This window comes from Arthrobacter tecti, from assembly GCF_054511355.1.
In genome coordinates this window covers 181,679-207,144 of the sequence record NZ_JBTNCT010000003.1, presented here as the reverse complement: position 1 = coordinate 207,144, position 25,466 = coordinate 181,679, and the positions used below count along the sequence as shown (strand labels likewise).

Below are 25,466 nucleotides of genomic sequence, written 5' to 3'. Positions count from 1 at the left end.
TCATGGCCCGACGTCGGATTCCAGCAGCAACCGGCAACGCCGCCATCCGCGCGGTGGCCGCAGGCAGCACCGACACAACCGAGCGCACGACGGCGGCACGCTTCTCGCTGGAGGAACTCACCGCACGCGCACCCGGGAACAGCGTGGAAGTCCGGGTGCCGCCGCTCGGGGTGACCCAGTGCGTCGAGGGCCCGCGCCACACCCGCGGCACCCCGCCGAACGTCATCGAGACCGACGCCGAGACCTGGCTCGCGCTGGTCACCGGCACCCTTACCTGGTCCGATGCAGTGTCCACCGGGCGTGTCTCCGCATCCGGACAGCGGGCCGATCTGTCCAGCCTTCTACCTCTCTTCCCCCAAGCCGGCACCCCATGACACTCGAACGGGAACGCGCGGCCGGGTCACATCCGCTGGTCCGGGGACTGCACCATGCGGGTACCACCCTGCGCCGCCAGCCGCCTGAGGCCTGGGCTGTGGCGCTGGTTGTCACTGCGCTTTACTGCGTCTTCTCCGTGACGCAGTGGTACCGGCTGGACACCCCGTCCTGGGACCTTGGCATCTTCACGCAACTGGCGAAGGCCTATGCGGGGTTCGAGGCGCCGATCGTCCCGATCAAGGGCCACGAGTTCAACCTCCTCGGGGACCACTTCCACCCCCTCCTGATCCTGTTGGGTCCCGCCTACGCTTTCTTCCCATCCGGACTTACCTTGCTGGTCCTGCAGAACCTGCTGGTCGGCTGGTCGGTGTTCATCCTCACGCGGCTTGCCGTCCGCCATCTCGGGCGCACCAGCGGCCTGTTTCTTGGCCTGGCGTACGGGCTCTCCTGGGGCGTCCAGGCCGCTGTCGCGGTGCAGTTCCACGAGATCGCGCTGGCGCTGCCGCTGCTGGCCCTCGCACTGGAGGCTTACATCGAAGGGCGGCTGCGCACCGCCGTCGCCGCCAGTGCCCTGCTGGTGTTCGTGAAGGAAGACATGGGGCTGACCGTGTTTGCCTTCGGCCTTGTGCTGGCCGGGCGGTTCCGGCAGAGCCGCGCGTCGAGGGCAGGACTGTGGCTCGCTGCGTGGGGGGTCGCCTGGGTTGTCCTCTCGGTGGGAGTGATCCTTCCGGCACTCAACACCGGCGGCACGTATGACTACGCTGACCGCATCGATGTCGGCGGGCTACTGGCGAACCCCGTGGACACCGTGCTGACCATGTTCACCGCCGGGGAGAAGTACGAAACGCTGTGGCTGCTCCTGCTCGCCGGCGGCTTCCTGTTCCTGCGGTCTCCGCTTGCCTTCGTGATGCTTCCCACGCTGCTGTGGCGGTTCGCCGCCGGAAACGAGTCCTACTGGGGCCCGGACTGGCATTACAATGCGGTCCTCATGCCGATTCTCTTCGCCGCACTCGTGGATGCTGTCCTTGCCGCCCGCCGCAGCAGGCGGGGCTGGCTGCGCTCCTACAGCGCCGCCGTCGTACCCGTAGTGAGCGTGGTATCGCTGATGCTGCTTCCCGGGCAGCCCCTCGCGGACCTCGTGAAACCGGAGACCTACCAGCAATCACCGCGCTGGGACGCTGCCCACCGGATGATGGACCAGGTGCCCGCAGGTGCAACGGTGGAGACCGGCGTCGTGCTGATGCCTTACCTGGTGCCGGAGACCGAGGTGTACTGGATCGGCAATGAGAACCCCGCGCCCGAGTACCTCGTGCTCGACGCCGAAGACTGGAGTTGGGGGGCCACACGGCCCACGAGCGCGGAGCAGCACGCCGAGGAGACCTGGCCGGGCGAGGACTACACGCTCGTGTTCAATGAAGCCGGCTATCAGCTGGTCAAGCGGAACTCCTGATCCCGGTAGCCTTGAATCATGAGTTCGCCCCAGCATCCCGAGCGTCGCCAGGTCACCGTCCGTCGGGCGCCGAAATTCGCTTCCTTCATGGGATTAGGGGCTGTGATCGGTTTCGTGGCGGCGCTGATTATCGCGTACACGGGCGATCCTGATCCCACCCTCACCCGCGAATCCGTACTGGGATTCTTCACGGTTGTGCTGGCCCTCCCCGGACTGCTGTTAGGTGCGCTGGTCGCCCTGCTGCTGGACTGGATCAGCGTCCGGCGCAGCAAGCAGGCAACGGCAGAGCGCACGCACGACGACGACTGATTTCATGAAACTTCCGTAACCAAGTCTCGTGAGAGAATGTAGCAATGGTGCGCGGTGACGGACAGCTTTCCCATGATCTTCTTCCCGGCGAAAAAGGCCCACAGGATGCCTGTGGTGTATTCGGCGTCTGGGCTCCAGGCGAGGAAGTAGCCAAACTCACGTATTACGGGCTCTACGCGCTGCAGCACCGCGGCCAGGAGTCAGCCGGTATCGCCACCAGTGACGGTACGCGCATCAACGTCTACAAGGACATGGGACTGGTTTCTCAGGTCTTCGACGAAGCAACCCTGAACACCCTCACCGGGCACATCGGCGTCGGGCATTGCCGCTACTCCACCACCGGCTCCTCCAACTGGGCCAATGCGCAGCCCACGCTCGGCGCCACCGCCGTCGGAACCGTTGCCCTCGCCCACAACGGCAACCTCACCAACTCCGCGGACCTGTACCAGATGGTCCTGAACCGCCACGGAAAGCCCCGCAGCGGCGAGATGGCGCAGGGCAACACCTCGGACACCGCACTCGTGACCACGCTATTGGCCGGCGATGACGGCCGTTCCCTTGAAGACACCGCCCTTGACCTGTTGCCTTCCATCGAGGGCGCGTTCTGCTTCGTGTTCATGGACGAGGGCACCCTGTACGCAGCCCGGGATGCCTATGGCGTCCGCCCGCTGGTACTCGGCCGGCTGCAGCGCGGGTGGGTTGTCGCGTCCGAGCAGGCAGCGTTGGCCACCGTGGGCGCAAGCTTCATCCGCGAGATCGAGCCGGGCGAGTTCATCGCCATCGACGAGAGCGGTGTCCGCTCGCGCCGGTTTGCCCCGACGACGGCGGCTGGTTGCGTCTTCGAGTACGTCTACCTCGCGCGCCCCGACGCCGCGATCGCCGGACGCTCCGTCTACGATTCACGCGTAGAGATGGGACGCCAGCTCGCCCGGGAGAACCGGATGGACGCCGACGTCGTTATCCCCGTCCCGGAGTCCGGTACGCCCGCTGCTGTCGGGTTTGCGGAGGAATCCGGCATCCCGTTTGCGCACGGTTTCGTGAAGAACGCCTATGTGGGCCGGACCTTCATCCAGCCGAGCGAGACGCTGCGCCAGCTCGGCATCCGGCTCAAGCTGAACGCGCTGGAATCGGTCATCCGCGGCAAGCGCATTGTCGTGGTCGATGATTCGATTGTGCGCGGCAACACACAGCGCGCGGTGGTGCGGATGCTGCGTGAGGCCGGCGCCGCCGAGGTCCACGTCAAGATCTCCTCGCCGCCAGTGCGCTGGCCGTGCTTTTACGGCATCGACTTCGCATCGCGCGCCGAATTGATCGCCAACGGTGCGGCTGTCGAGGAAATCAGCAACTCCATCGGCGCCGACAGCCTCGCCTACATTTCCGAGGACGGCATGATCGCGGCCACCATGCAGCCCCGCGAACGGTTGTGCACGGCCTGCTTCACCGGGACGTACCCCATCGAACTTCCCGAGGAAGACCGCCGCGGCAAGCTTCTGCTTGAACGGGCCGACCCCGCCGAGAAGCCGGGCGCCACCGGATGCGACCCGGGCCCGGGCAGCGAACTCGAAACCCTCCTGACCGAAGCAGACAAGAAAGAGCGGGTATGACCTCTTCGAACCCCATCACCTATGCAAGCGCCGGAGTAGACGTCGAAGCCGGCGACCGGGCGGTGGAGCTCATGAAGGAAGCGGTCAAGGCCACCCACACCGCCAACGTGGTGGGCGGCGTCGGCGGTTTCGCCGGACTGTATGACGTCTCGAAGCTGCTCACCTACCGCAAGCCGCTCCTTGCCACCTCCACGGACGGCGTGGGCACCAAGGTTGCTATTGCGCAGGCCATGGACATCCACGACACCATCGGGTTCGACCTCGTGGGCATGGTTGTGGATGACATTGTGGTGGTCGGCGCTGAGCCGCTGTACATGACCGACTACATCGCCTGCGGAAAGGTTGTCCCCGAGCGCATCGCCGCCATTGTCCGCGGCATCGCCTCGGCATGCTCGGTTGCTGGAACCGCGCTGGTGGGCGGCGAGACCGCTGAACATCCGGGCCTTCTGGGTGAGCACGAGTACGACGTCGCCGGCGCAGCCACCGGCGTGGTTGAAGCCGACGCTTTGCTTGGGCCGGAAAGAGTGCGTGAAGGTGACGTGGTCATCGCCCTGGCTTCCTCCGGGCTGCACTCAAACGGGTACTCGCTGGTCCGCCGGGTTATCAACCAGGCCGGATGGGCGCTGGACCGGCAGGTCTCGGAGCTTGGCCGAACGCTCGGCGAGGAGCTCCTTGAGCCTACGCGCGTGTACGCAGCTGACTGCCTCGACCTCGCCCGCCACCTTCCCCTCGATAACGACGGCGCCGTGCACGGCTTCAGCCACGTCACCGGTGGTGGCTTGGCGGCCAACCTGGCGCGGGTTCTTCCGCGCGGCCTCGAAGCTACCGTGGACCGCTCCACCTGGGCGCTCCCACCGGTGTTCAACCTTGTCTCGCAACTGGGCAGCGTACCGTTGCCGGACCTCGAGCGCACGCTGAACCTTGGCGTCGGCATGGTGGCCGTGGTTGCCGAAGCCGGTGCTGACACCGCCGTCGCGCGATTGACGGAGCGAGGCGTTCCCGCGTGGGTTATGGGCCGTGTGGACGCGGCGTCGGGCGAGAACACCGACGGACCTGACTACGTGCAGGGCGCGAAGGGCGTCGACGGCGGTTCGGTTCGTCTGGTTGGCTCCTACGCCTGACACGCCTTTGCATCGACTCTCCAATAGGTGACCGTTTGATCCCTCAAACAGTCACCTATTGGAGAGTCGATTCGCGTTTTGTTGACGTGGAGACAGCAAGAACCAGCGGCCCGACAGAAGTCCTGGCCGCTGGTTATTCGCGCGTGTGGGGTGCGTAGCTCAGCAAGAGCGAAGGGTGCGTTTAGCCGATACGACGGGTGCCGCCGTCGTCCTCTTCATCATCGAACTGATCCGCATATTTGTCCTCATACTCCGCGTAATCCGGTTCTACCGGATCATTCTGGCGGGAGGCACGACTACCTGGGCCTGTGAGCTCTCGCTGCAGCGCCGAGTAATCAGTGGACGGGCTGAAGTACTTCATGTCCCGTGCCTGCTTGGTGGCTTTCGCCTTCTGACGGCCGCGCCCCATGGCGTGACCCCCTTTTTGCGTCGATCCGGAGGTGGTCGCTTGGCACTTGTACTTAATAAGTATGCAAGGCGGCAGCGAGGCCCCGGAGTATCCGGTCAATGTGTCGTAGCTATAGATTACATGGTTTCGGAATCCGGCGTGCCAGCAACAGCACGCAAACACGAGGGAAAACGGAGGTGTATGCCTCCACAGCCATGCATCGGGAGCTGTTCGTTGGCTAGAGTCAGGGGTAATCAGACCAAAGCCAGCCCGCGACCACGGCCGGACACAGGAGGGGGCAGTTCACTATGAGCGATCAATCTGACAAGCCGGAAGAGGGTGCCCCGGCAGAAGATGCTGCCCAGGAGGGCCCCGAGCCTGCTGACGCCGCCGTAGCAGAACCACAACTGGTGGACCCCGATGAGGTCCAACTGACCGAATCAGAGGTCTCCAGGGAAGCCCTTGAGCCTGAGCTCGGAACCTCTGCCGAGGACGTGCAGTTGAGCGAGCCGTCGCTCGGTGCGGCCGAGATCAGCAAGGAATCCGCCGAGGCTGCCTCGCTCGAGGACGTCGCTGCCGAGGCAAAGGCCGTTGAGCGGGAGGCCGAGGAAGTGGGCACGTTGGTCGGCGGTCCACACCCCCCAGAGGATCCCGCGGAAGCCGCCGCTCCCGCAGGCACTGCCCCGGCAGGCAGGACAGCTGGCGATACTGGCGCGAACCGACACGACGACGGCGGGCACTCCGGTGATCAGCACGACGACGGAGCGCAGAACCAGGACGTCGACATCTCCGCATCGGACGACGACCCGATCGGCGCGGTTGCCCACCAGCCCGATGAGGCTACACCCGCGCAGGCCGATCCCACCGCACCGGACGCACACCCGGAGCCAAAGTCGGAGCCTCGGGCATCCACTGATCCGCAGTTCGCACTCGCCAACCTGGCGGCGTCGGGTGATGATCCCGGGTGGACGGGTTCTGCCGAGGATGGGTCCCGATGGGATGCGCTGTTCGAGCTGGGCGAGGCGGAAGCGGCAGCCGCGCCGGGCACCACCGCTGGGGACGCCGCGGTCAGCGAGAACGTCGCCGGTGATGCCGAGCAGCAGGAGGAAGACATCACCCTCCCACCGGGCATCCCCGCGCCACCGGAAGGAGCCCCGGGAAACGGGGATACTCCAGCGCCGCCGGCAGGCGCCACTGGCAACGACGCCACCGACGAGACCTCCGCGGCGCAGGACGGCCATGAGGCGCCCGCCGTGCAGGACAGGCAGGACACACAGGACACCCACACACCCGCGGCGCAGGACACGCCTGCCGAGCAGGTCCCGGAGTCTCCGTGGAAGCAGCCTTTCGCCGGCCCGCATCCGCAGGCACCGGGAAGCCCAAACGCTCCGCTTGGAGGCGCCTATGGACTGCCGCCTGCAGGGGGCGACCAGCACACCGGAGCGCAGGAGAGTTCACGGGATCGCACCGGTAAGTCCGGCACCAGCCGCAGGACGCTCATCATCGTTGCCGTGGCGGGCCTGGTTATACTCGGCCTGCTGATCTTCGCGATCATCCGCATTGTCGATGCCGTCAGCGGCGGCGGACCCGATGCCGCTCCATCGGTCAATGCTTCCCCCGGAGCCGACGGCATCATCGCCGAGAGCGTTTCCCCGCTGGAACTGGACGCGGGCACGTGCATCCTGGATTTCGACAGATCGAACCTGAGCGAGAACGTCACCACAGTCACGTGCACAACCCCGCACAACGCCCAGCTGCTTGCCACGGACACCTACCTGGAAGCCACGGAGTTTCCCGGTGATGAGGCCCTCGGAGTCCGCGGCGATGAGCTGTGCAATTCAGCGGAGGTCAATGAGAGAGCCGCCACGGAGTACCCGGACCTGACGCTGATTCAGGTCACGCCGACGTCGGGAACCTGGGCGGAGGGCGACCGACGGGTTGACTGCTTCGTTGTCTCCAGCGAAGGCAACATCATCACGGACGACCTCCTGGCCCAGTAGCCGCGGAACAGTCAGGCACGCTCGCGACGGTGAGGCCGTTTGCGTCGTCGTTTGGCCGGTCCACCCGCACCTTGTCGCCGTCGTTGATGGTCCCCGCCAGCAAACCGCGGGCAAGCCGGTCCCCGATCTCCCGCTGCACCAGGCGGCGTAGCGGCCGCGCACCGTACGCGGGATCGAAGCCCGTGAGGGCGAGCCATTCGCGGGCGGCGTCGGTCACATCGAGCGTGAGACGGCGTTCCTGAAGGCGTGCAGCAAGCGTCTGGACCTGCAGGTCCACGATCCGCGAAAGTTCCTCCAGGCTGAGGGCATCGAACATGATGATGTCATCCAGCCGGTTGAGGAACTCGGGCTTGAAGCTGGCATTCACCACGGACATGACGGCCTCGTGGCGCGCCGCGTCGTCGAGCATCGGATCTACCAGGAACTGTGACCCCAGGTTCGACGTCATGACCAGGATGACGTTGCGGAAGTCGACCGTGCGGCCCTGACCGTCGGTGAGGCGGCCGTCGTCGAACACCTGAAGCAGAATGTCGAAGACCTCCGGGTGTGCCTTCTCAACCTCGTCCAGCAGCACAACGCTGTACGGACGACGGCGGACGGCCTCGGTCAACTGGCCGCCCTCCTCATAACCGACGTATCCCGGAGGAGCGCCCACGAGACGTGCGACGGCGTGCTTCTCCGAGTACTCGGACATGTCGATGCGTACCATGGCGCGTTCGTCGTCGAACAGGAAGTTGGCCAGCGCCTTGGCGAGCTCGGTCTTGCCCACTCCGGTGGGGCCGAGGAACAGGAAGGATCCCGTGGGCCGGTCCGGGTCGGAAATACCGGCACGCGCGCGGCGAACCGCGTCCGATACCGAGGCGACGGCCTTCTTCTGGCCGATCAGCCGCGCGCCAAGGTTCTCCTCCATGTGCAGGAGCTTTTGGCTTTCGCCCTGAAGCATCCGTCCCGCCGGAATACCGGTCCAGGCCGAGATGACCTCAGCGATATCCGCAGCCGTAACCTCCTCGGCCACCATGAGCTCCGGCGAATCTCCGGAACGCTCTTCCTCGGCCTGGGCGGCGTCCAGTTCACGCTGAACCTGCGGGATCTCGCCGTACAGCAGGCGCGACGCCTTCTCAAGATCACCTTCACGCTGTGCCCTATCCGCCTGCGAGCGCAGGCCATCCAGGGATGCCTTGAGGTCACCCAGCCGGTTGAGCCCGGCCTTCTCCGCCTCCCAGCGTGCGTTCAACGCCGCGAGCTTCTCCTTGCGGTCCGCCATATCGGCGCGCAGTGCCTCCAGCCGCTCCACCGACGCCTCATCGCCTTCACCCTCCAGTGCGAGTTCCTCCATGGTCAGGCGGTCGACGGCGCGGCGCAGTTGGTCGATCTCCTCGGGTGCGGAGTCGATCTCCATGCGCAGCCTGGAGGCGGATTCGTCCACGAGATCGATCGCCTTGTCCGGCAGCCGGCGCCCGGTGATGTACCGATTGGACAGGGTCGCCGCAGCGACCAGCGCTGAGTCCGCGATCGACACCTTGTGGTGGGCTTCGTAGCGTTCCTTGAGTCCGCGCAGGATGCCGATGGTGTCCTGGACGCTCGGCTCTCCCACGTAGACCTGCTGGAAGCGGCGTTCCAAGGCAGCATCCTTCTCGATGTTCTCGCGGTACTCATCCAGAGTGGTGGCGCCGATGAGCCGCAGTTCCCCGCGCGCCAACATGGGCTTGAGCATGTTCCCGGCGTCCATTGAACCCTCGGAAGCGCCTGCACCGACGACGGTGTGCAGCTCGTCGATGAAGGTGACGATCTGCCCGTTGGACGCCTTGACTTCCTCGAGGACAGCCTTGAGCCGTTCCTCGAACTCGCCGCGGTACTTGGCGCCGGCGATCATCGACCCGAGGTCAAGGCTGATCAGCGTCTTGCCCCGCAGGGATTCCGGCACATCACCGGCGACCATGCGCTGGGCGAGACCTTCGACGACGGCGGTCTTGCCGACTCCGGGCTCACCGATCAGCACGGGGTTGTTCTTGGTTCGCCGGGACAGCACCTGGACCACCCTGCGGATTTCGGTGTCCCGGCCGATCACCGGGTCCAGCTTGCCGGACCGTGCGATCTCGGTCAGGTCCACACCGAACTTCTCCAGCGCCTGGAACGTGTTCTCGGGATCCGCGGTGGTAACCCGCCGGTCTCCCCGGACGCCCGGCAGGGCAGCAACGAGCGCGTCCCTGGAGGCACCCCCCTCGCGCAGGATGCGTCCGGCGGCACCGGCGTCGGCCGCTATGCCCAGCAGTAGGTGTTCGGTGGACACGTAGGAGTCACCGAGTGACTCCGCTTCCTGTTGCGCCGCCGTTACGACCTGCAGCATGGGCCGGGAGAACTGTGCTTGCGCAACGGAGGAGCCCGACGACGCCGGCAGCGACTTGATTGCCGAGCTCGCCTTCACGCTGACGCTGTCAGCGCCCACACCGGCGGCCGTAAGCAACGCGACAGCGACGCCGTCGCGCTGGTCCATCAGCGCCTTGAGCAGGTGCGCCGGCTCCACCTGCGGGTTTCCCGCGGTGGAAGCATTCATGGCGGAAGCGGACAGTGCTTCTTGACTCTTGGTGGTGAACTTGGTGTCCATGCGGGCCTCCTGACCAGTAACAAAACCTAAGTTGAGTGTACTACGCTCAAGTTCTGATCTGACACCCGTTGTAAGGGTTTCACCTCAGGCGAAACCCTGTTCAGAGTCGCCAATCGGCGGGTGCCTTGCTTACGGGATCTGAGAGTTCGACGGTGCGCCCCATCGGGTCCTTGACCACGTAACTCCAGTACCCAACCCAGAAAGGTTCCGGACGCAGCGCCTCACTGCCTGCCGCCTGCAGTCTGGCTACGGCCTCCTTGAACTGCCGCGGGGCCAGCGGAATGCTCCAAGAACTGTGCGCGGAGGTCGGACGCGACTCGATTCCCAGCCCGTACACCCAACCGGGCTGGAATGACCACCCGGTGACCCGTTTTGCGTCCGGGTTGAAATCGATTGAGAACTGCACGGCGTCGTCGATTCCGTAAGCGACGCCGTCAGGCTCATCCCAGATCTGAACAAGCCCCACGAGATCCGTGTAGAACCGGCGTGATGAGGCCAGGTCTTCGGTGGAGGTGTAGAGGAAGAACCGGCGGCTGGTCATGGGGCAACCCTAGAGGCACATCCGGCGGCGAGTACATTCCCTTCACGATCGGCATGGCGGTGGGGATCCCGATCCTGCTCGCTCTGCTCCTCCTGTTCAGCATCCGCCAGTCCGGCGCACCAAGCGCTATGCCCTCGAGCACGGCGATCTCGTTGACATCGCGGATGAAAAAGCGCCGGGCACCTCGTAAACGCCCACCAGTCAGCGCTATAAGGAATCAGGGCAGTAGCGACCACATATGCTGCCGAAGTTCACGCAGTCCGGTCGAAGGATCTCAGACTACGGGAGCGCCACACCACTCCAAGGGCCGGGTTTCCCGTGGGACTTGGTTCGATGCGGTCCACGGTAAAGCCTTCCCTCTCGTAGAATGCTCCTGCCCGCTCGTTGGCCACGAAGTGCTCGATGTACAGCCGCTCAGCACCACCAGGCAGCTGCAGAATCAGCGCACTCAGCAATTGAATGCCCAACCCACTCCCCCGATGCTGGGGATGGACGTAGAGCTTGTAGACCACATGATCCTCTCCGTGGCGACCGCGCTGCCCGACGCCTAATAACTCAGCGCCATCCGAGGCGACGACTACGAAGCCCTGGACGACCGCGGTGCCGAGGTGCGCGTCGTTCCACCAGTCGCTGACCTGCCTATCCGCAGCCTCAGCACCGATCAACGGTGCATAGTGCGGGCGTATGTGCTGCTGCCCAAATTGACAGATGGCCGCGACATCATCCCGCACGGCATTTCTCACAATCGGCTGTGCTCTTGAGTCCATTCGGTGATCCCTTCCCAACGTCGTCGGCGGCGTCGATCCCGGTCAGCTCTCCCGACCCTTCGAAACCCAGGTGGCATCAGCGCTGCGCTCGCCCACAACCAGTTCGGCAGCGGCGTCGAGCGCGTCCAGATCCGCTTCGGAAAGTTCGACGTCGAGGGCGCCGACGTTCTCATCAATCCTCTGCAGCTTCCGGGTACCGGGGATCGGCACCACAGCCAGCCCGAAGCGCTGCCCCTGCGCCGCAAGCCACGCGAGTGCGACCTGCGCCGGCGTAGCACCCGTATTCACCGCCACGGACTGCACGGTCTCGATGATCGACGCATTCGCAGCCATTGCCTCACCACTGAACCGCGGCACGCGATGCCGGAAGTCGCCGTCCGAAAGTGACTGGGACTGGACTGTCCCGGTAAGGAAACCCCGCCCCAGAGGCGAATACGGGACGAAACCGACGCCGAGCCTGGCTGCCGCCGGCACCACCTGACGTTCCACGTCACGGCTCCAGATCGACCACTCGCTCTGCACAGCCGCGATCGGGTGCACGGCGTGGGCTGCTGCTAGCTCGTCCGCCGTCACCTCGGACAGACCGAGATGCCGAACCTTCCCTTGAACGACCAGATCGGCCATCGCTCCGACGGTCTCCTCAATAGGCACAGTGGTGTCCCGCCGGTGCATGTAGTAGAGGTCGACGACGTCGGTCCCCAGCCTCTGCAGGCTTGCCTCCAGGGCGCTTCGGACATAGGCAGCATCGCCGCGGACACCGGTGTAACCGGCGGCCGGACTGCCCTCAATCCCGAACTTCGTGGCGATCTCAACCTCACCGCGTCGGTCAGTCAGAAGGCGACCAATCAGTTCTTCATTGCTGCCTGCTCCGTAAACGTCCGCAGTGTCCAGGAAAGTGACACCGGCGTCGACCGCATGGTGCAGCGTAAGTAGCGCCTCCTCCGGGTCGATCCCGCCGTACACCTCCGTAAGTGCCATGCCGCCGAAGCCCTGCCGGCTGACCGTGAAACCGCGTGCGAGTTCAATACGTGGAAGGCTCATACTTCGATGGTATGCGCGTCCGGAAGTGTCGGACAGGTAGGTAATAATGGACGCCATGGGGAAAAACACCTTCGCTTCCGTCCTGACCATCGCTGCCCTGGCGCTCTCGCTGACAGCCTGCACCGAGGATGGACCCACCGCTGAGGATGCCGCAGGCAACCTCGCAGAAGGCCTCACCAGCGGTGACCTGAGCGGTGTCAGCTTCTCATCCGTTGAGGCTGCGGATGCAACCACACAGCTGGACGAGATCACCGCCGCGCTTGACCCGCTCGCTCCGACGGTCACCGTCGCCGGGGTCGAAAGCACCGGCGAGGATACCGCCACCGCGCAGCTGAACCACGTCTGGGACCTGGACGAAAGCGATTCTGGCTGGACCTACACAACGACGGCGGAACTCACGCTTGTGGAGGACGTCTGGCAGGTTGCTTGGAATCCGGCAGTTGCGGTGGAAGGCCTGGATGAAGGCGCCACGCTCGCTGTCTCGAGAACGCCTGCAGATCGCGCTGAGATTTTGGGCGCCGACGGCGAAGTGCTGGTTGCGGACCGCCCGGTTATCCGGGTGGGGATCGACAAGACCCGCATCGAGGCGTCCGAACTGGAATCCTCTGCGGCAGCTGTAGCCGAACTGGTTGGCCTTGACCCGGCAACATACACAGAGCAGGTGGTGAACGCCGGCGAACAGGCGTTCGTCGAAGCGATCGTGTACCGGGATGACCAGAACCGCCCGGTCAGCAACGAAGAAATCGACGCTATCCCCGGGGCGGTCGGGATCCCGGACATGATGTCGCTCGCTCCCACTCGCGAGTTCGCTCGTGCCCTGCTTGGCGCCGTCGGGCCCGCCACGGCTGAGCTGATTGAACAGTCCGAAGGCCGCCTTGTCGCCAGCGACATCGCCGGACTCTCCGGACTGCAGCTGCAGTATGACGAGCAATTGGCCGGTACGCCCGGCCTGGTCATCGAGGCCGTGTCCGGAGAAGGCGAAACCCAGACGCGCGAGCCCTTATTCGAAAAGCCGGCGGTACCCGGCGAGCCGCTGGAACTCACACTCAACGCCCAGCTGCAGACGCTGGCCGAAGAGGTGCTCGCCGAAGAGCCCTCTGCTTCCTCGATCGTTGCCATCCGGCCATCGACCGGCGAGATCCTCACCGCTGCCAACGGCCCCGGCAGCGAGGGGATGCAGACCGCTTTACTTGGACAGTACCCCCCGGGATCCACGTTCAAGGTAGCTACCTCACTCGCCCTGCTTCGCAACGGGTTCACCCCTGAAACGCCTACGAGCTGCCCCGAGGAGCTGGTGGTCGAAGGCCGGACCTTCAACAACGTTCCCGGCTACCCTGCCCAGTTCACCGGCGAAATTCCGCTCCTGCAGGCTTTGGCGCAGTCCTGCAACACCGGCTTCATTTCCCAGCGCGACGTCGTTTCCCAGGAATCGCTCGCAACGGCGGCAGCAGATCTGGGCATCGGCATCAATACGGCCATCGGTACGCCTGCCTATTTCGGCTCTGTGCCCACAGAAGCAGACGGAACCGCTCATGCGGCCTCGATGATCGGACAGGGCCAAGTTCTGGTGTCCCCTCTCTCACTGGCCATCATGACGGCGTCGGTCGGCGCGGGTGAGCGTGTGGCTCCCACACTGTTGGCGGACGCCTCCGCCGGGGAGGCAGCGCCGTCGTCGTCGGCTTCCGCGTCTGCTTCAACTGAGGCCGGCGACGAATCCGAACCAGCACCCGAAACGGCACCGAGCAATCTCACTCCTGACGAAGCCGCCTCCCTCCGCGAGATGATGGGCGCCGTCGTGACGGTAGGCGGAGCACAACTGCTCGCGGACGTTCCCGGCGAACCGGTCCTGGCCAAGACCGGCACCGCCGAGTTCGGCACGGAAGACCCGCCACGGACGCACGCCTGGGTTGTGGCACTGCAGGGAGACCTCGCCGTCGCCGTGTTTGTCGAGGAAGGCGAGCGGGGCTCGATCTCGGGTGGGCCGCTGATGGAGGAATTCCTCCGGGGCGCCGCGCAGTAGAACCCGCCTCGCGAGGCAAAGCCGCTTAGCGCAGCTGAGGCAGCCGTGTGCCGCGCGAGGGGACTATCTCCTTGCCGAGCGGCATCAGGGAAACCGGAATCAGTTTGATGTTCGCGATGCCCAGCGGAATGCCGATGATGCTCAAAAACATCGGGATCGAGGTCAGGACGTGGCCGATCGCTATCCAGATGCCCGCGACGATGACCCAGATGATGTTGCCCACGGTGGAGAAGAAGTAGGTTTGACCGCCGCGGTCCACCACGGAACGTCCAAACGGCCAGAGTGCATAGGCGCCGATCCGGAAAGACGCTATGCCGAACGGGATAGTCACGATCAACAGGCAGCATACAATTCCTGCCAGGAAGTAGCCGATCGCCAGCCAAATCCCGCCGAAGATGAGCCAGATGATGTTCAGAAGTGCGTTCATGGGTCTATTGTTCCCATGAACGGGCCCTAAGGGCTATGAGGGGTGACCCTGGTTTTCATCCGGACCCGCCAAGCTCAGGGCTCAGGAAGGCACTGAAGGACGGTCTGAATCAGGTGGTCCCCGTGCCGCTCCTTCCGGTACACCAGGTACTCGGTGATCGGTGCGACGGGGTCGGAGAAGTCCAGCATCACCAGGCGCGGATCATCGGCGAACTCGTCCTCGGCGACCACACCTATGCCCAGCCCCGCCATGACCGCCGCATGCACTGCCTCGCGGCTGTCCGCTTCCAGCAGCTCATCCGGACGGATGCCTATGTCCGCCAACGCCCGTTCGATGCCGCTCCGTGTTACTGAGCCGACTTCCCGGATAATGAGCGGCTGCTGGACGAGCTCGCGCAAACTGACAGCCTTCTGCGCACCGAGGACATTGTCCGAGCGGACAAACGCAACCAGATCCTGGGTAGCGAGCGCCCGCCCACGCAGGTCGGGATGCGGTGTTTGGTCCGCGATGATGCCCACATCAACGACGCCTGCGATCACCTTCTCGCGGATCTCATGCGAGTTTCCGCTGATCAGCTGCACGGCTACGTTCGGTTGACTGTCGCGGAAGGCGGTAAGAAGTTTCACCGCGTGGATTGGCGCAGCGGTTCCAAGTCTCAGTTCCCCGCGGGTCCTTCCCTGCGATCGGGACAGCAGGGCTTCCGCCTCCATCTCGCCTGCGAATAGTCGCTCGGTGATCGATGCGAGGTTGCTCCCGAGCGCAGTGAGCTCAATGGACCGGCCCGACCGCACGAAAAGCTTGGCGGCGTAGCGCTTCTCCAGCAGCCCCACCTGCTCTGAGAGCGTCGGCTGGCTGACTCCTGCGGCTCGCGCACCGGCCGCGAAGCCGCCATGACGAGCTACGAGATGAAACGCACGAAGATGCGTGAGATTCATAGGCACAGCCTAAGCTTCCCATAGAAAGCAGCGGCCCGTTCCGATACATGCTCAGCCGAAAGAGTAGCGTCGTACAGGTGACTCATTCTCCACGCAAGCCCCACGTTCTGGTTGTCGGCATTGACGGCGTCCGCTATGACTGTCTTCTCGCTGCCACCACGCCAGCCCTCGACCGAATTGCCGCCTCCGGAAGGCTGCTACCGGTACGTATTCACGAGAAGAACCGGACTATCTCCGGTCCGGTCTGGTCAACGGTTGCAACCGGCGTCTACGCAGACCGTCACAGGATCACCGGGAATTCAACCAGGACCCCGGAGCTCGACACCTTCCCTGACTTCATGGAGCGCCTGCGCAAGGCACGCCCCGAGCTTCAGACCTTCGCCGCCGCCACCTGGCCCACTCTCGTGACCGACAACGGATGCGGCCCCATCTTCTCCTCGCGCGGGTGGGTGCCCAGCCCGAGCGTAGAGGAGCGTGGCGACGACGAAAACTACATACGATCGGACGATGCCGTCGCCGCCCACGCCGCAGTCCGCCTTGCCACAGAGGATATAGCCGCCTGCTTCCTCCACCTCAACGAGGCTGACCATCAGGGCCACGAGGTTGGCGTTGGAGAACTGTACAGGGAAGCGATCGAGCGCTGCGACGCGCGCCTCGGCGTCATCCGGGCGGCGATAGATAGCCGTCCCGCCCGGTCCGAAGAAGACTGGACCGTCATTGTTGTCACTGACCATGGGCACCTCGACGCCGGCGGCCACGGCGGCGAAACGGAACAGGAACGCTCTGCCTGGATCGCCGTCACCGGGGACAACCTGGACACAGAGATCGAAGCACTTGATCACGCCGACATCTCCACGCAAGTCCTCGCCACCTTCGGAATTACCAACGACGACGCCGACGGCCTCCCCTTCGGCGCGCGGGTTGTCTTGCACGCCAGCGCCCTGTGACCCTTGCCGTCACCGCCGCGGTACTTTTCGCCGCGCTCCTGCACAGCAGTTGGAACGCCATCGCCAAGGGCATTCCCAACCGGCTGGCTGCTTCCACGCTGATCGCACTGGTGTATTTGGTGTGCGGTGCAACCGGTGTTCTGGTCTTCGGTGCACCATTGGCGGCTGCGTGGCCCTTCATCGCAGTCTCGGCCTGCCTCCAGACCACCTATCTCGTTCTGCTCACAACGGCCTACAAGCACGGCGACTTCTCCCAGGTCTATCCGCTGGCCCGGGGGCTTGCGGTACTCCTGGTCGCCGTCGTCGCCGTCGTTTTCCTGGCGGAGGAACTGAGTTTCGTGCAGCTGGCGGGAGTAGCCGTGGTGGCGGGTGCGCTCCTCACACTGGCGATGGCAGGCCCTCGTGGGTCCTCCCGAAAGGGCACGGTGTTCGCTGCCCTGACCGGAATCTGCATAGCCGGTTACACGATGGTGGATGGTTTGGGAGCCCGTATATCGGGTGAGCCGTTGGCCTATGTGAGTTGGCTGTTCTTCCTGCAAGGCCTTGTTGTACCCCTTGTGTGCCTGCTTCTGTCACGCCAGCGCCGGGAATTCGTCCTCGCGGTGCGCCGGTCATGGCTACCGGGAGCGCTGGGGGGCCTGCTTTCGATGGTTGCTTATGGAACGGTGGTCTGGGCACAAACGCAGGCCCCGCTGACCCTGGTATCCGCGTTGCGCGAATCCAGCGTCTTTCTCGCCGGAATCATCGGCGTCCTGTTCTTCCGCGAGACGTTCAGCAAAGTCCGCATGGGCCTTACCACCGTCGCGGTGTGCGGGATTTTCGCGCTTCAGCTCGGCTGAATGCCCAGCAACTTAGCTGTAGCCGCAACAGCGGCCGGTCGGGAGGCCCCGAAACAGTTGATCACCGGCAGGTCCAGATCCACGGGTAAGCCTGCGTTGATGCACACCGCATCCGGCCTCTCCTGTACCAGGGCGGCGAGAGCAGCGCGCTGCGCTGAGCCCACCTCGGCCCGGTCCACTATTGCCACAACCGACGACGACGGCGGGACCCCGCTGCCAGCCTCAGTCGCCTTCCGGTAGTGGAGCGTGCGGTGCTCAGCCAGTGCGGCTGAGAAAACGTCGGGCATGGCACCGGCCGCCATGTTGATGTGATCGCGCAGGTCAATCACGGTTACCTCGCCGTCAGGCAGGCGCACGTCGCCGTTGGTTTGGAGCGCAGATGGTAAACCGCTCAGGTCTGCTGGACCGCCGTCGTCGTGCGCTTCCTGCGTCCACGCCGCGAAACCTGCTGACCGACAGCCGGCTTCCAGCAACCGCTCCAGCGGAAGGCGCCCGCTGCGCAGGGCAGTCTCAAGGGCTTCGAAGACTTCGAGGTAGTCCTCGTGGTCGGCGGTTCCGCCGTCGTTAGCCGGGTTCCCCACACAGAGCAGGTCCGCGCCGGCGAGCATCGCCAGAACGGCGCCTTCCCCGGAACCGTAGGTGTGCCGGACGGCACCCATATCCAGGGCATCCGTGATCACGAGACCCCCAAAGCCCAACTCCCGCAGCATCCCGATTGCTTTCGGGTTGAGCGTGGCGGGAAGGTCTCCGAGTTCGGGAACGACGATGTGCGCCGTCATGATGGCTGTTGTCCCGGCTTCAATCGCCGCGGCAAAGGGCGGAATGTGTGCCGCCTGCAACTCAGCGAGCCCAAGGTCCACCCGCGGCAGATCGACATGGGAATCCGTGACCGTATCCCCGTGTCCGGGAAAGTGCTTGGCGCAGGCCCCAACTCCGGTGCTCTGGATGCCGCGGGTCATCGCGGCCGTGTGCTCGGCCGCCAGATCCGGCTCCGAGCCGAAAGACCGGATCCCGATGACCGGGTTGCGGGGATTGGTGTTCACATCAGCCACGGGGGCCAGGAGGAGGTTGATGCCGGCCTGCCGTGCCCGCCTGCCCAGGGTTGCGCCGACCGCCGTCGTAATGTCCTCGCGGTCGATCCTGCCAAGTTCTGCTGCGCCCGGAACTGAGGACCCGGTTGCGGCTTCGAGGCGGGTAACAGTTCCGCCTTCTTCGTCGACGCCGATGATCGCGTGGGTGTTCAGTTTTCTGATGCGCCGGCACAACGCCGTCAGCTGTTCGGGATCACCCGGGTCGATGTTATTGGCGAAGAGCACCACGCCGGCAAGGCCTCTGCGCAGCTCTGCCTCGAGCCACTCCGGCACAGTGGTACCGAGAAAGCCAGGCCAGATGACGGCGTTGATGGCGCCCGCGTAGTCGGTGTTCTCTGCCATGGGTACTCCTTGTCCAGATCAGCATCGACTCTCCCCGACTGGTCCTTCTGAAGACCTATACGACCTTGAAAGGAACCATTTGAGGAGAGTCGATGCTGGTGAGCCTAGCGGCCGCGACGCTCGTTCGATGCCGGCGCGGTTGCCCGGCGCGATCCGGACCGGCGGGCGCCCGCAGGACGGCCCGACGACGACGGCGCCGCCGCCGAACGCTGTCCGCCGCTACGCTGCCCCGAGCCGGCCTGAGCTGCCGACTGGCCGCTGCGCGCACCATTGCTGTGCGAGCCGGTCCCATGCGCTGCCACGTCACCGGAACGGGCTCCGCGCGAACGGCGGTTGCGGTTGCCCCCAGCGGCAGTTGCGCCCTCACCGGTACGACGACGGTCCCCGTCGGTACCGAACCGGGGCGCCTGCGGCTGATCCTTACGGCGTTCCGCGCGGTTCCCCTGCGGTTCCGCGGCAACGCGTCCGCGGCCGCCGCGTCCTCCACGGCCACCCGCGGAAGGTGCTGCGCGGCGCGCACGCTTGCGCTCGGCGTTCGCCCCGGTCGAGGTGCCGGCACCGCGTCCTGCACCCTCCCGGTTGGCGAGGAGTGCTGCACGGGTGCGCGGATCCACCTTCTCGGCTACGTCACCGATGAGCTTGGCCACGAGCGGCGAGGTCGCTGACACGTTTTCGAACCCAACGGTGACCCCGGCAGCCTTCATGAGCTTCTGGACTTCGCTCTTCTGCTCGGGCAGCGTGACGGTGACAACCGTGCCGTCCGAACCCGCACGGGCAGTTCGTCCCGAACGGTGCAGGTAGGCCTTGTGCTCGGTGGGTGGATCAACGTGGACCACGAGCTCGACGTCGTCAACGTGCACACCGCGCGCCGCGACGTCCGTGGCCACCAGAACCCGGACTCCACCGGTTGAGAACTCAGCAAGGTTTCGGTCACGCGCGTTCTGGGACAGGTTCCCGTGCAGGTCGACAGCGGGGATCCCGGCGTCGGTCAGGGTTTTTGCGAGCTTGCGCGCCTGGTGCTTGGTGCGCATGAACAGCACGCGCTTGCCCTGCCCGGATGCCAGCTGAACGATCAGCTGCTTCTTCTGCGTCTGGTCACCGATCAGCAGCACATGGTGCTCCATCGTGGTGACGGAGGCCTGCGGCGTATCCACGGAGTGGGTGAGCGGGTTGGACAGGTAGCGATGGACAATCTTGTCCACGCCGTTGTCCAGGGTGGCGGAGAAGAGCATCCGCTGGCCCTCAGCTGGAGTGGTGTCAAGGAGCTTCTTCACGACCGGGAGGAACCCGAGGTCCGCCATATGGTCCGCCTCGTCCAGCACTGTGATCTCGACGGACTCAAGGGTGACGAGCTTCTGGCGCATCAGGTCTTCAAGCCGGCCGGGGCAGGCGATGATGATGTCGACGCCGGCGCGCAGTGCCTTCTCCTGGCGGGCCTGGGACACGCCACCATAAATGACGGTGGTGTTGAGGCCAAGCTCGTGGGCGAGCGGCTCCACCGTCGCATTGATCTGGGTTGCCAGTTCGCGGGTCGGGGCGAGCACCAGGCCCAGGGGACGCCCGGGCTTACGGCGGTAGGCGGCTTCGCGTTCGGCGAGGCGGGCGACCATTGGAAGGGCGAAAGCGAGGGTCTTGCCGGAGCCGGTGCGGCCGCGGCCAAGTACGTCCCTGCCCGCAAGGGTGTCCGGGAGGGTCTTGACCTGGATGGGGAACGGATCGGTGATTCCCTGGGACGTAAGGGAACGGACCAGCGCTGTGGGCACGCCAAGCGCAGCAAAGGTAGTCATGTAAGGTACACGAACTTTCTTCTCATCTTCCCTGTGCACCGGATGGCGCTCAGGGTCCGCCGAAGGAAAGTCAGACAGTGTCAACCGCTCTCACGTTCTTGGGAGATAGCGCGGGACAAAAGAATGCGTTCATCGACGCAGGTTGCAGCTGCCGAGGGATGCTCGTGCCGCAAACAAGTACATCCAGTCTAACAGGTGGCCGCAATCGCCCCTGACGGGCATGTTAGAAGCCGGCGCTCAGGCAACCGGCGACGGGTACTGCGGAACCACTACCTCGCCGGTGGCGGTTCCGTCCGGGTTCAGGAGCCACCCGACGCGCTTGAGGAACCGGACCGTGACCGAACTCTCGAGAATCCGCGCCTCCGGAATCGCCGCGAAGAACTCTGCTTCCGTCTCCGCCACTCCTGCAGCGTTGCGAAGCCAAAGGACAAACGTGAAGTTGCTGCTCCCCGTGGTGGAGGCGCAGAAGCGCAGGTTGCGGAACGTCCGCAGGAATTCGGCGGCCCTGGCATGCTCGGACGGCGGAACGTTCGCGTACCACTGGCAGCTGATGGGAAAGCCCGAATAATCCTGTGCGAGCTCGCAGCGAAAGGACAGGGTTCCGCTCTCAAGCACCCGCGCCAACTGGCGACGGACAGTGGAGGGATGCTGACCGGTCACCTCGGCGATCTCGACGGCGGTGGCTCGTCCATTGCGGCCCAGCACCTGCACAATCGGCCAGTAGGTCGTGGGGAGTTGGACGGGTGTCGGCGCAGGCTGCCTGGCGAAGGAGCGCAAAGCGGTGCGTTGCCCTGCGCTGAGCGCATCAAGCCGCCACACGTTTCCGCCGGCGTGGTAGTTGGTGACCAGGGCGCTCTGATAGCGCAGGATGCCCGGGATGTCAGCCAGCAGAGGAACCACACGGCGGGTGAGGTGCGCCCAGTCCGGGGTGATCGCAGTGAGTGTGAAGTCCCGGTTGCGCGCGGTCTCCTCGACCGAGATGACCTCGGGGATGGCGCAGAGTTGGCGGGCGACGTCGGCACGGCGCTTCGGCTCGCAATCGATATCGAGCAAGGACAGTGTCATCTGGTCCGGTGAACCCATCAGGTGCCCGGTTATCCACACGAATCCTGCGTTGTGCAGGCGGGACCACCGCGCGGCGAGAGTGGTGGGGTGCTTTCCGAGGATCGAAGCTGCGTCCGTCCACGAGATCCGTGGTGCGATCTGAAGTGCGTTGATCAGCTCCAAGTCATCCAGTTCAAGCTCCATTCCTCCATTATCTGCACGTTTTCTGATTCTGACAGTAAAGAATGCGCGTTTACAGAGATTCAGACGATTGTGAGCCTCCTCACTCACACTGGAAGAAACCGTCAGATCTCAGGAGGACACCGTGACCACCACAGCCGGCATACTTTCGGACGCACGCCACATGAAGGACGACATCGCCCACCTTCGGCATCGGCTTCACCAGGAACCGGAGATTGGCCTCGACCTGCCGCGCACCCAGGAGAAGGTACTGGAAGCCCTCGACGGCCTGCCGTATGAAATCACCCTGGGTACGGACACGACGTCGGTCACGGCCGTGCTTCGCGGCGGCGCCCGGCATGCATCCGCACACAAGCCCGTGGTTCTGCTGCGCGGAGACATGGACGCCCTTCCCGTACAGGAGCAGACCGGTGTTCCGTATTCCTCGACCATCGACGGCGCAATGCACGCCTGTGGCCACGACCTCCACACCTCCATGCTCGCCGGAGCCGCCACGCTCCTTGCCGAGCGCCGCGACCAGCTGGCCGGCGACGTCGTACTCATGTTCCAGCCCGGCGAAGAAGGTTTCGACGGCGCGGGCGTCATGATCCGCGAAGGCGTGCTCGAAGCTGCCGGGCGTCGTCCCGATGCCGCCTACGGGCTGCACGTCATGTCCTCCCTGCTGCCGGGCGGTACATTCGCGAGCAAGGCGGACACGCTGATGTCCGCCTCGGACAGCCTGTATATCACCGTGAACGGTGCCGGCGGCCACGGATCGTCTCCGCATACGGCACAGGACCCCGTGACGGTCGCGGCGGAGATGGTCACCGCGCTGCAGACGATGATCACGCGCCAGTTCAACATGTTTGATCCGGTGGTTCTCACCGTCGGAGTGTTGCACGCAGGCACCAAGCGCAACATCATCCCGGAATCGGCGCGGATCGAGGCGACCATCCGCACCTTCTCGGCGGAAAACCGCACCCGGATGCAATCTGCCGTTCCCCGACTGCTCAACGGGATTGCCGGGGCGCACGGGCTGACCGCAACCGTGGACTACCAGACCGAGTACCCGCTGACCGTGACCGATCACGCAGAGACGGCCAACGCGGAAAAGCACATCGCAGAGCTGTTCGGAGAGGACCGCTACCACCGCATGGCCCAGCCGCTCAGCGGGTCCGAGGACTTCTCCCGCGTACTTGCGGCCGTGCCCGGAAGCTTTGTGTTCCTCTCCGCGGTTGCACCCGACGTCGATCCCGCCCAGGCCGCCTTCAACCACTCGCCCTACGCGACGTTCGACGACAACATCCTGGCTGACGGCACCGCCCTCTACACCCAGCTGGCCGTTGCACGCATCGCGGAACTCGCGGCCTCCTAGGAGCACTTCCATGACAGCCACAACAGCCACCGTCGCGCCGGTTTCCAAGCGGCGCACCATCATCGGCACCGGGATCGGCAACGCCGTCGAATGGTACGACTGGAACGTCTACGCCACTTTCGCGCCGTTCATCTCCGCCCAGCTTTTCAGCCAGGCCGACCCCGCGTCCGCGATCCTTGCCACCCTGGCGATCTTCGCCGTCGGGTTCGTTGCCCGACCCTTCGGCGGGTATGTGTTCGGGCTGATCGGTGACCGGATCGGGCGCAAGACGTCCATGACGCTCGCCGTCGGGCTCGCTTCGGCGGGCAGCCTCATGATCGGCATCGCGCCGACGTTCGAGACGATCGGCGTGTTCGCGTCCCTGCTCCTGCTGGTGGCGCGGCTCATTCAGGGCCTGGCCCACGGTGGCGAGCTGCCGTCGTCGCAAACGTACCTGTCCGAGATGGCGCCGAAAGAGAAGCGGGGTTTCTGGGCAACGCTCATCTACTTCTCCGGCACCGTCGGAATCCTCTTCGGGACACTGTTGGGTGCGGTGCTCACCGCTGTGCTCTCCGACGAGGCCATGGCCTCCTACGGTTGGCGCATCCCGTTCATAGTCGGTGCAGTACTGGGCCTCTACGCGCTGGTGATGCGCTCGCGCCTGAAGGAAACCGATGCCTTCGAGCATGAGAGCAAGGAGAAGAAGCGTGCACCGATCTGGCCGCAGATCGTGGCGTACCGCAAGCAGGCGCTGCAGGTGATCGGCATGACCGTCGGCCTCACCGTCGTCTACTACGTCTGGGGAGTTTCCGCGCCGGCCTTCGCCATCAGTGCACTGGAAATCGATCCTGCCTCCGCCCTCTGGGCCGGCGTTGGGGCCAACCTCGTCTTCCTTATCGCCCTTCCGCTCTGGGGCAAGGCATCAGACCGGTACGGCCGCAAGCGCGTCCTGTGGACCGGAGCACTGGGCAGCGCGATCCTGCACTTCCCCATGACCTGGCTGCTGCAGGATTCGGCCTGGCAGCTATTCATCTGCATGTCCGTGATGCTCACGTTCATCGCTGCATCCGCCGCGATTGTGCCCGCCGTCTACGCCGAGCTCTTCCCCACGAGCATCCGGACCGTGGGCGTCGGAGTGCCCTATTCAATCTGCGTGGCAGTGTTCGGCGGCACGGCCGCCTACCTCCAGCAGGGGCTGGGGATCTGGTTCGGAGCCGCGGGCAGCACCCTGTTCACCGCCTACGGCGTACTGCTTCTCCTGATCAGTTTCGCCTTCATCTTCACCCTGCCGGAGACCAAGGGGAAGGACCTCACCCTCTAGCGCTGGTTACTCTTGTACCGATGAGCACTCACCCCGAATCCCAGCCCCACCCTGCCCAGCCCGTCTCCTTCGTGCGGCGCGGCTCGCGCCTGCAGGGCCGGCGTCGTGATGCCTGGGCCGAACTGTCCGAGGGTCTCGTGGTGGACGTTCCACGCCATACCGCGGCGGACACGTCGGTGGATCCGGCGTGGGAGTACGACGCCGCGGCCTCCTTCGGCCGCGAGGCGCCCCTGGTGGTGGAGATTGGGTCGGGGTTGGGTGAGGCTGTGGCGCACGCCGCGGCCGAGCAGCCCGAGCGCAACTTCCTCGCCCTCGAGGTGTACCGGCCGGGGCTCGCGCAGACGCTGCTACGGATCGACCAGCGGGGGCTGACAAATGTCCGGGTTGCCCAGGTCAACGCGGCCGAAGCTCTTGCCACCATGCTTCGGCCCGCGTCCGTCACTGAGCTGTGGGTGTTCTTCCCAGACCCGTGGCACAAGACCCGCCACCATAAACGACGGCTGGTGAAGGACTCATTCCTTGACCTTGCCGCGCGGGTGCTTGAGCCCGGCGGCGTCCTGCGTATGGCCACCGACTGGTCCGATTACGCCTTCCAGATGCGCGAGGTTGCCGACGCCTCGCCTGAGTTCGAGAACCTGCACGACGGCGAACGCACCGGTGCCGAGAGCCCGCTTACCCAGGTGTGGGCCAGCGGCGTCGAGCACGTTGTGGGTGGCGCCCCTCGCCGTGAGGGCAAGGACAAAGTCGGCACTGCATCAGTGCAGGAAGGCGAGGACGCTGTGGGTGGCTGGGCGCCGCGCTTCGACGGCCGGATCCTCACGAGCTTCGAGAACAAAGCTCACGACGCCGGACGGATGATCTTCGATCTGGCGTACCGGCGGCGCTGACCGCCGTCGGGTTTTAGCTACGGCGCTCCAGCTCTCGCCGATGATTACGAGCAGTTCTGATCCAACGGCGTCCCCGAAACGCGGCGTGTCG

Annotated in this window: 22 protein-coding genes; 12 read left to right on the top strand and 10 right to left on the bottom strand. The window is 65.0% G+C overall.

The annotated features are described in order from the left end of the window. Positions 1–2 precede the first annotated feature (2 nt). From ACX80C_RS05695 to purM, 5 genes are read left to right on the top strand one after another with little or no spacing between them, the layout of a single operon-like run. The gene (locus ACX80C_RS05695; RefSeq protein ID WP_459325314.1) at positions 3–374 is read left to right on the top strand and encodes a sterol carrier family protein; all 372 of its coding nucleotides are present in this window, start codon (positions 3–5) and stop codon (positions 372–374) included. Next, entirely contained in the window at positions 371–1,825 is a 1,455-nt protein-coding gene (locus ACX80C_RS05690) for a DUF2079 domain-containing protein (protein WP_459325313.1), read from the top strand. The genes ACX80C_RS05695 and ACX80C_RS05690 overlap by 4 nt, the downstream gene beginning before the upstream one ends. Positions 1,826–1,843: 18 nt before the next feature. Then, entirely contained in the window at positions 1,844–2,134 is a 291-nt protein-coding gene (locus ACX80C_RS05685) for a hypothetical protein (protein ID WP_459325312.1), read from the top strand. A gap of 44 nt (positions 2,135–2,178) precedes the next feature. Beyond that, the gene (gene purF / locus ACX80C_RS05680) at positions 2,179–3,738 is read left to right on the top strand and encodes an amidophosphoribosyltransferase (RefSeq protein WP_459325311.1); all 1,560 of its coding nucleotides are present in this window, start codon (positions 2,179–2,181) and stop codon (positions 3,736–3,738) included. Continuing rightward, entirely contained in the window at positions 3,735–4,859 is a 1,125-nt protein-coding gene (gene purM, locus ACX80C_RS05675) for a phosphoribosylformylglycinamidine cyclo-ligase (protein WP_459325310.1), read from the top strand. The genes purF and purM overlap by 4 nt, the downstream gene beginning before the upstream one ends. A 181-nt stretch (positions 4,860–5,040) precedes the next feature. On the opposite strand, the gene ACX80C_RS05670 is transcribed toward purM, so the two are convergent. Then, a complete protein-coding gene (locus ACX80C_RS05670; protein ID WP_459325309.1) occupies positions 5,041–5,268 on the bottom strand; it encodes a DUF3073 domain-containing protein in 228 nt (75 codons plus the stop codon). Between the two features lie 287 nt (positions 5,269–5,555). Between ACX80C_RS05670 and ACX80C_RS05665 the strand changes: the two genes are divergently transcribed. Further along, positions 5,556–7,247, top strand: a complete 1,692-nt coding sequence (locus ACX80C_RS05665; protein ID WP_459325308.1) for a hypothetical protein — start codon at positions 5,556–5,558, stop codon at positions 7,245–7,247. Here ACX80C_RS05665 and clpB read toward each other — a convergent pair. The 4 genes from clpB to ACX80C_RS05645 form a co-directional block, all read right to left on the bottom strand. Further along, complete coding sequence (clpB, locus tag ACX80C_RS05660; RefSeq protein ID WP_459325307.1) at positions 7,222–9,852, bottom strand: ATP-dependent chaperone ClpB; 2,631 nt, start codon at positions 9,850–9,852, stop codon at positions 7,222–7,224. The two genes, ACX80C_RS05665 and clpB, sit on opposite strands and share 26 nt — an antisense overlap. 100 nt (positions 9,853–9,952) lie before the next feature. Next, positions 9,953–10,393 (bottom strand): VOC family protein, encoded by a 441-nt coding sequence (locus tag ACX80C_RS05655; protein ID WP_459325306.1) that lies wholly within the window; start codon positions 10,391–10,393, stop codon positions 9,953–9,955. 251 nt (positions 10,394–10,644) lie between these two features. After that, on the bottom strand, positions 10,645–11,160 hold the full coding sequence (locus tag ACX80C_RS05650; RefSeq protein ID WP_459325304.1) for a GNAT family N-acetyltransferase: 516 nt from the start codon (positions 11,158–11,160) through the stop codon (positions 10,645–10,647). 42 nt (positions 11,161–11,202) lie between these two features. After that, entirely contained in the window at positions 11,203–12,201 is a 999-nt protein-coding gene (locus tag ACX80C_RS05645; RefSeq protein WP_459325303.1) for an aldo/keto reductase, read from the bottom strand. 55 nt (positions 12,202–12,256) lie between these two features. Between ACX80C_RS05645 and ACX80C_RS05640 the strand changes: the two genes are divergently transcribed. After that, positions 12,257–14,221 (top strand): penicillin-binding transpeptidase domain-containing protein, encoded by a 1,965-nt coding sequence (locus ACX80C_RS05640; protein WP_459325302.1) that lies wholly within the window; start codon positions 12,257–12,259, stop codon positions 14,219–14,221. Positions 14,222–14,246: 25 nt separating this feature from the next. On the opposite strand, the gene ACX80C_RS05635 is transcribed toward ACX80C_RS05640, so the two are convergent. Together ACX80C_RS05635 and ACX80C_RS05630 are read right to left on the bottom strand one after the other, a co-directional pair. Then, positions 14,247–14,648, bottom strand: a complete 402-nt coding sequence (locus ACX80C_RS05635) for a YccF domain-containing protein (RefSeq protein WP_459325301.1) — start codon at positions 14,646–14,648, stop codon at positions 14,247–14,249. Positions 14,649–14,722: 74 nt separating this feature from the next. After that, a complete protein-coding gene (locus tag ACX80C_RS05630) occupies positions 14,723–15,583 on the bottom strand; it encodes a LysR substrate-binding domain-containing protein (protein ID WP_459325300.1) in 861 nt (286 codons plus the stop codon). A gap of 77 nt (positions 15,584–15,660) precedes the next feature. Here ACX80C_RS05630 and ACX80C_RS05625 point away from each other — a divergent pair, with 77 nt between their 5' ends. Further along, positions 15,661–16,530: an alkaline phosphatase family protein gene (locus ACX80C_RS05625; RefSeq protein WP_459325298.1), complete on the top strand. Its 870-nt coding sequence runs from the start codon at positions 15,661–15,663 to the stop codon at positions 16,528–16,530. Beyond that, positions 16,527–17,369 carry an EamA family transporter gene (locus ACX80C_RS05620; RefSeq protein ID WP_459325296.1) on the top strand — a complete coding sequence of 281 codons (843 nt, stop codon included), beginning with the start codon at positions 16,527–16,529 and terminating at the stop codon, positions 17,367–17,369. The genes ACX80C_RS05625 and ACX80C_RS05620 overlap by 4 nt, the downstream gene beginning before the upstream one ends. Here ACX80C_RS05620 and ACX80C_RS05615 read toward each other — a convergent pair. The 3 genes from ACX80C_RS05615 to ACX80C_RS05605 all read right to left on the bottom strand — a co-directional run bounded on the left by ACX80C_RS05615 (position 17,357) and on the right by ACX80C_RS05605 (position 21,837). Next, a complete protein-coding gene (locus ACX80C_RS05615; RefSeq protein WP_459325295.1) occupies positions 17,357–18,802 on the bottom strand; it encodes a glycoside hydrolase family 3 protein in 1,446 nt (481 codons plus the stop codon). The two genes, ACX80C_RS05620 and ACX80C_RS05615, sit on opposite strands and share 13 nt — an antisense overlap. Positions 18,803–18,906: 104 nt before the next feature. Further along, positions 18,907–20,589: a DEAD/DEAH box helicase gene (locus ACX80C_RS05610; protein ID WP_459325293.1), complete on the bottom strand. Its 1,683-nt coding sequence runs from the start codon at positions 20,587–20,589 to the stop codon at positions 18,907–18,909. A 237-nt stretch (positions 20,590–20,826) separates the two neighbouring features. Then, positions 20,827–21,837 (bottom strand): Lrp/AsnC family transcriptional regulator, encoded by a 1,011-nt coding sequence (locus tag ACX80C_RS05605; RefSeq protein WP_459325292.1) that lies wholly within the window; start codon positions 21,835–21,837, stop codon positions 20,827–20,829. 160 nt (positions 21,838–21,997) lie between these two features. On the opposite strand from ACX80C_RS05605, the gene ACX80C_RS05600 reads away from it, so the two are divergent. From ACX80C_RS05600 to trmB, 3 genes are read left to right on the top strand one after another with little or no spacing between them, the layout of a single operon-like run. Further along, complete coding sequence (locus ACX80C_RS05600; RefSeq protein WP_459325479.1) at positions 21,998–23,188, top strand: M20 metallopeptidase family protein; 1,191 nt, start codon at positions 21,998–22,000, stop codon at positions 23,186–23,188. A gap of 10 nt (positions 23,189–23,198) precedes the next feature. Beyond that, the gene (locus ACX80C_RS05595; protein WP_459325291.1) at positions 23,199–24,488 is read left to right on the top strand and encodes an MFS transporter; all 1,290 of its coding nucleotides are present in this window, start codon (positions 23,199–23,201) and stop codon (positions 24,486–24,488) included. Between the two features lie 20 nt (positions 24,489–24,508). After that, entirely contained in the window at positions 24,509–25,375 is an 867-nt protein-coding gene (trmB, locus tag ACX80C_RS05590; RefSeq protein ID WP_459325289.1) for a tRNA (guanosine(46)-N7)-methyltransferase TrmB, read from the top strand. Positions 25,376–25,466: the final 91 nt, after the last annotated feature.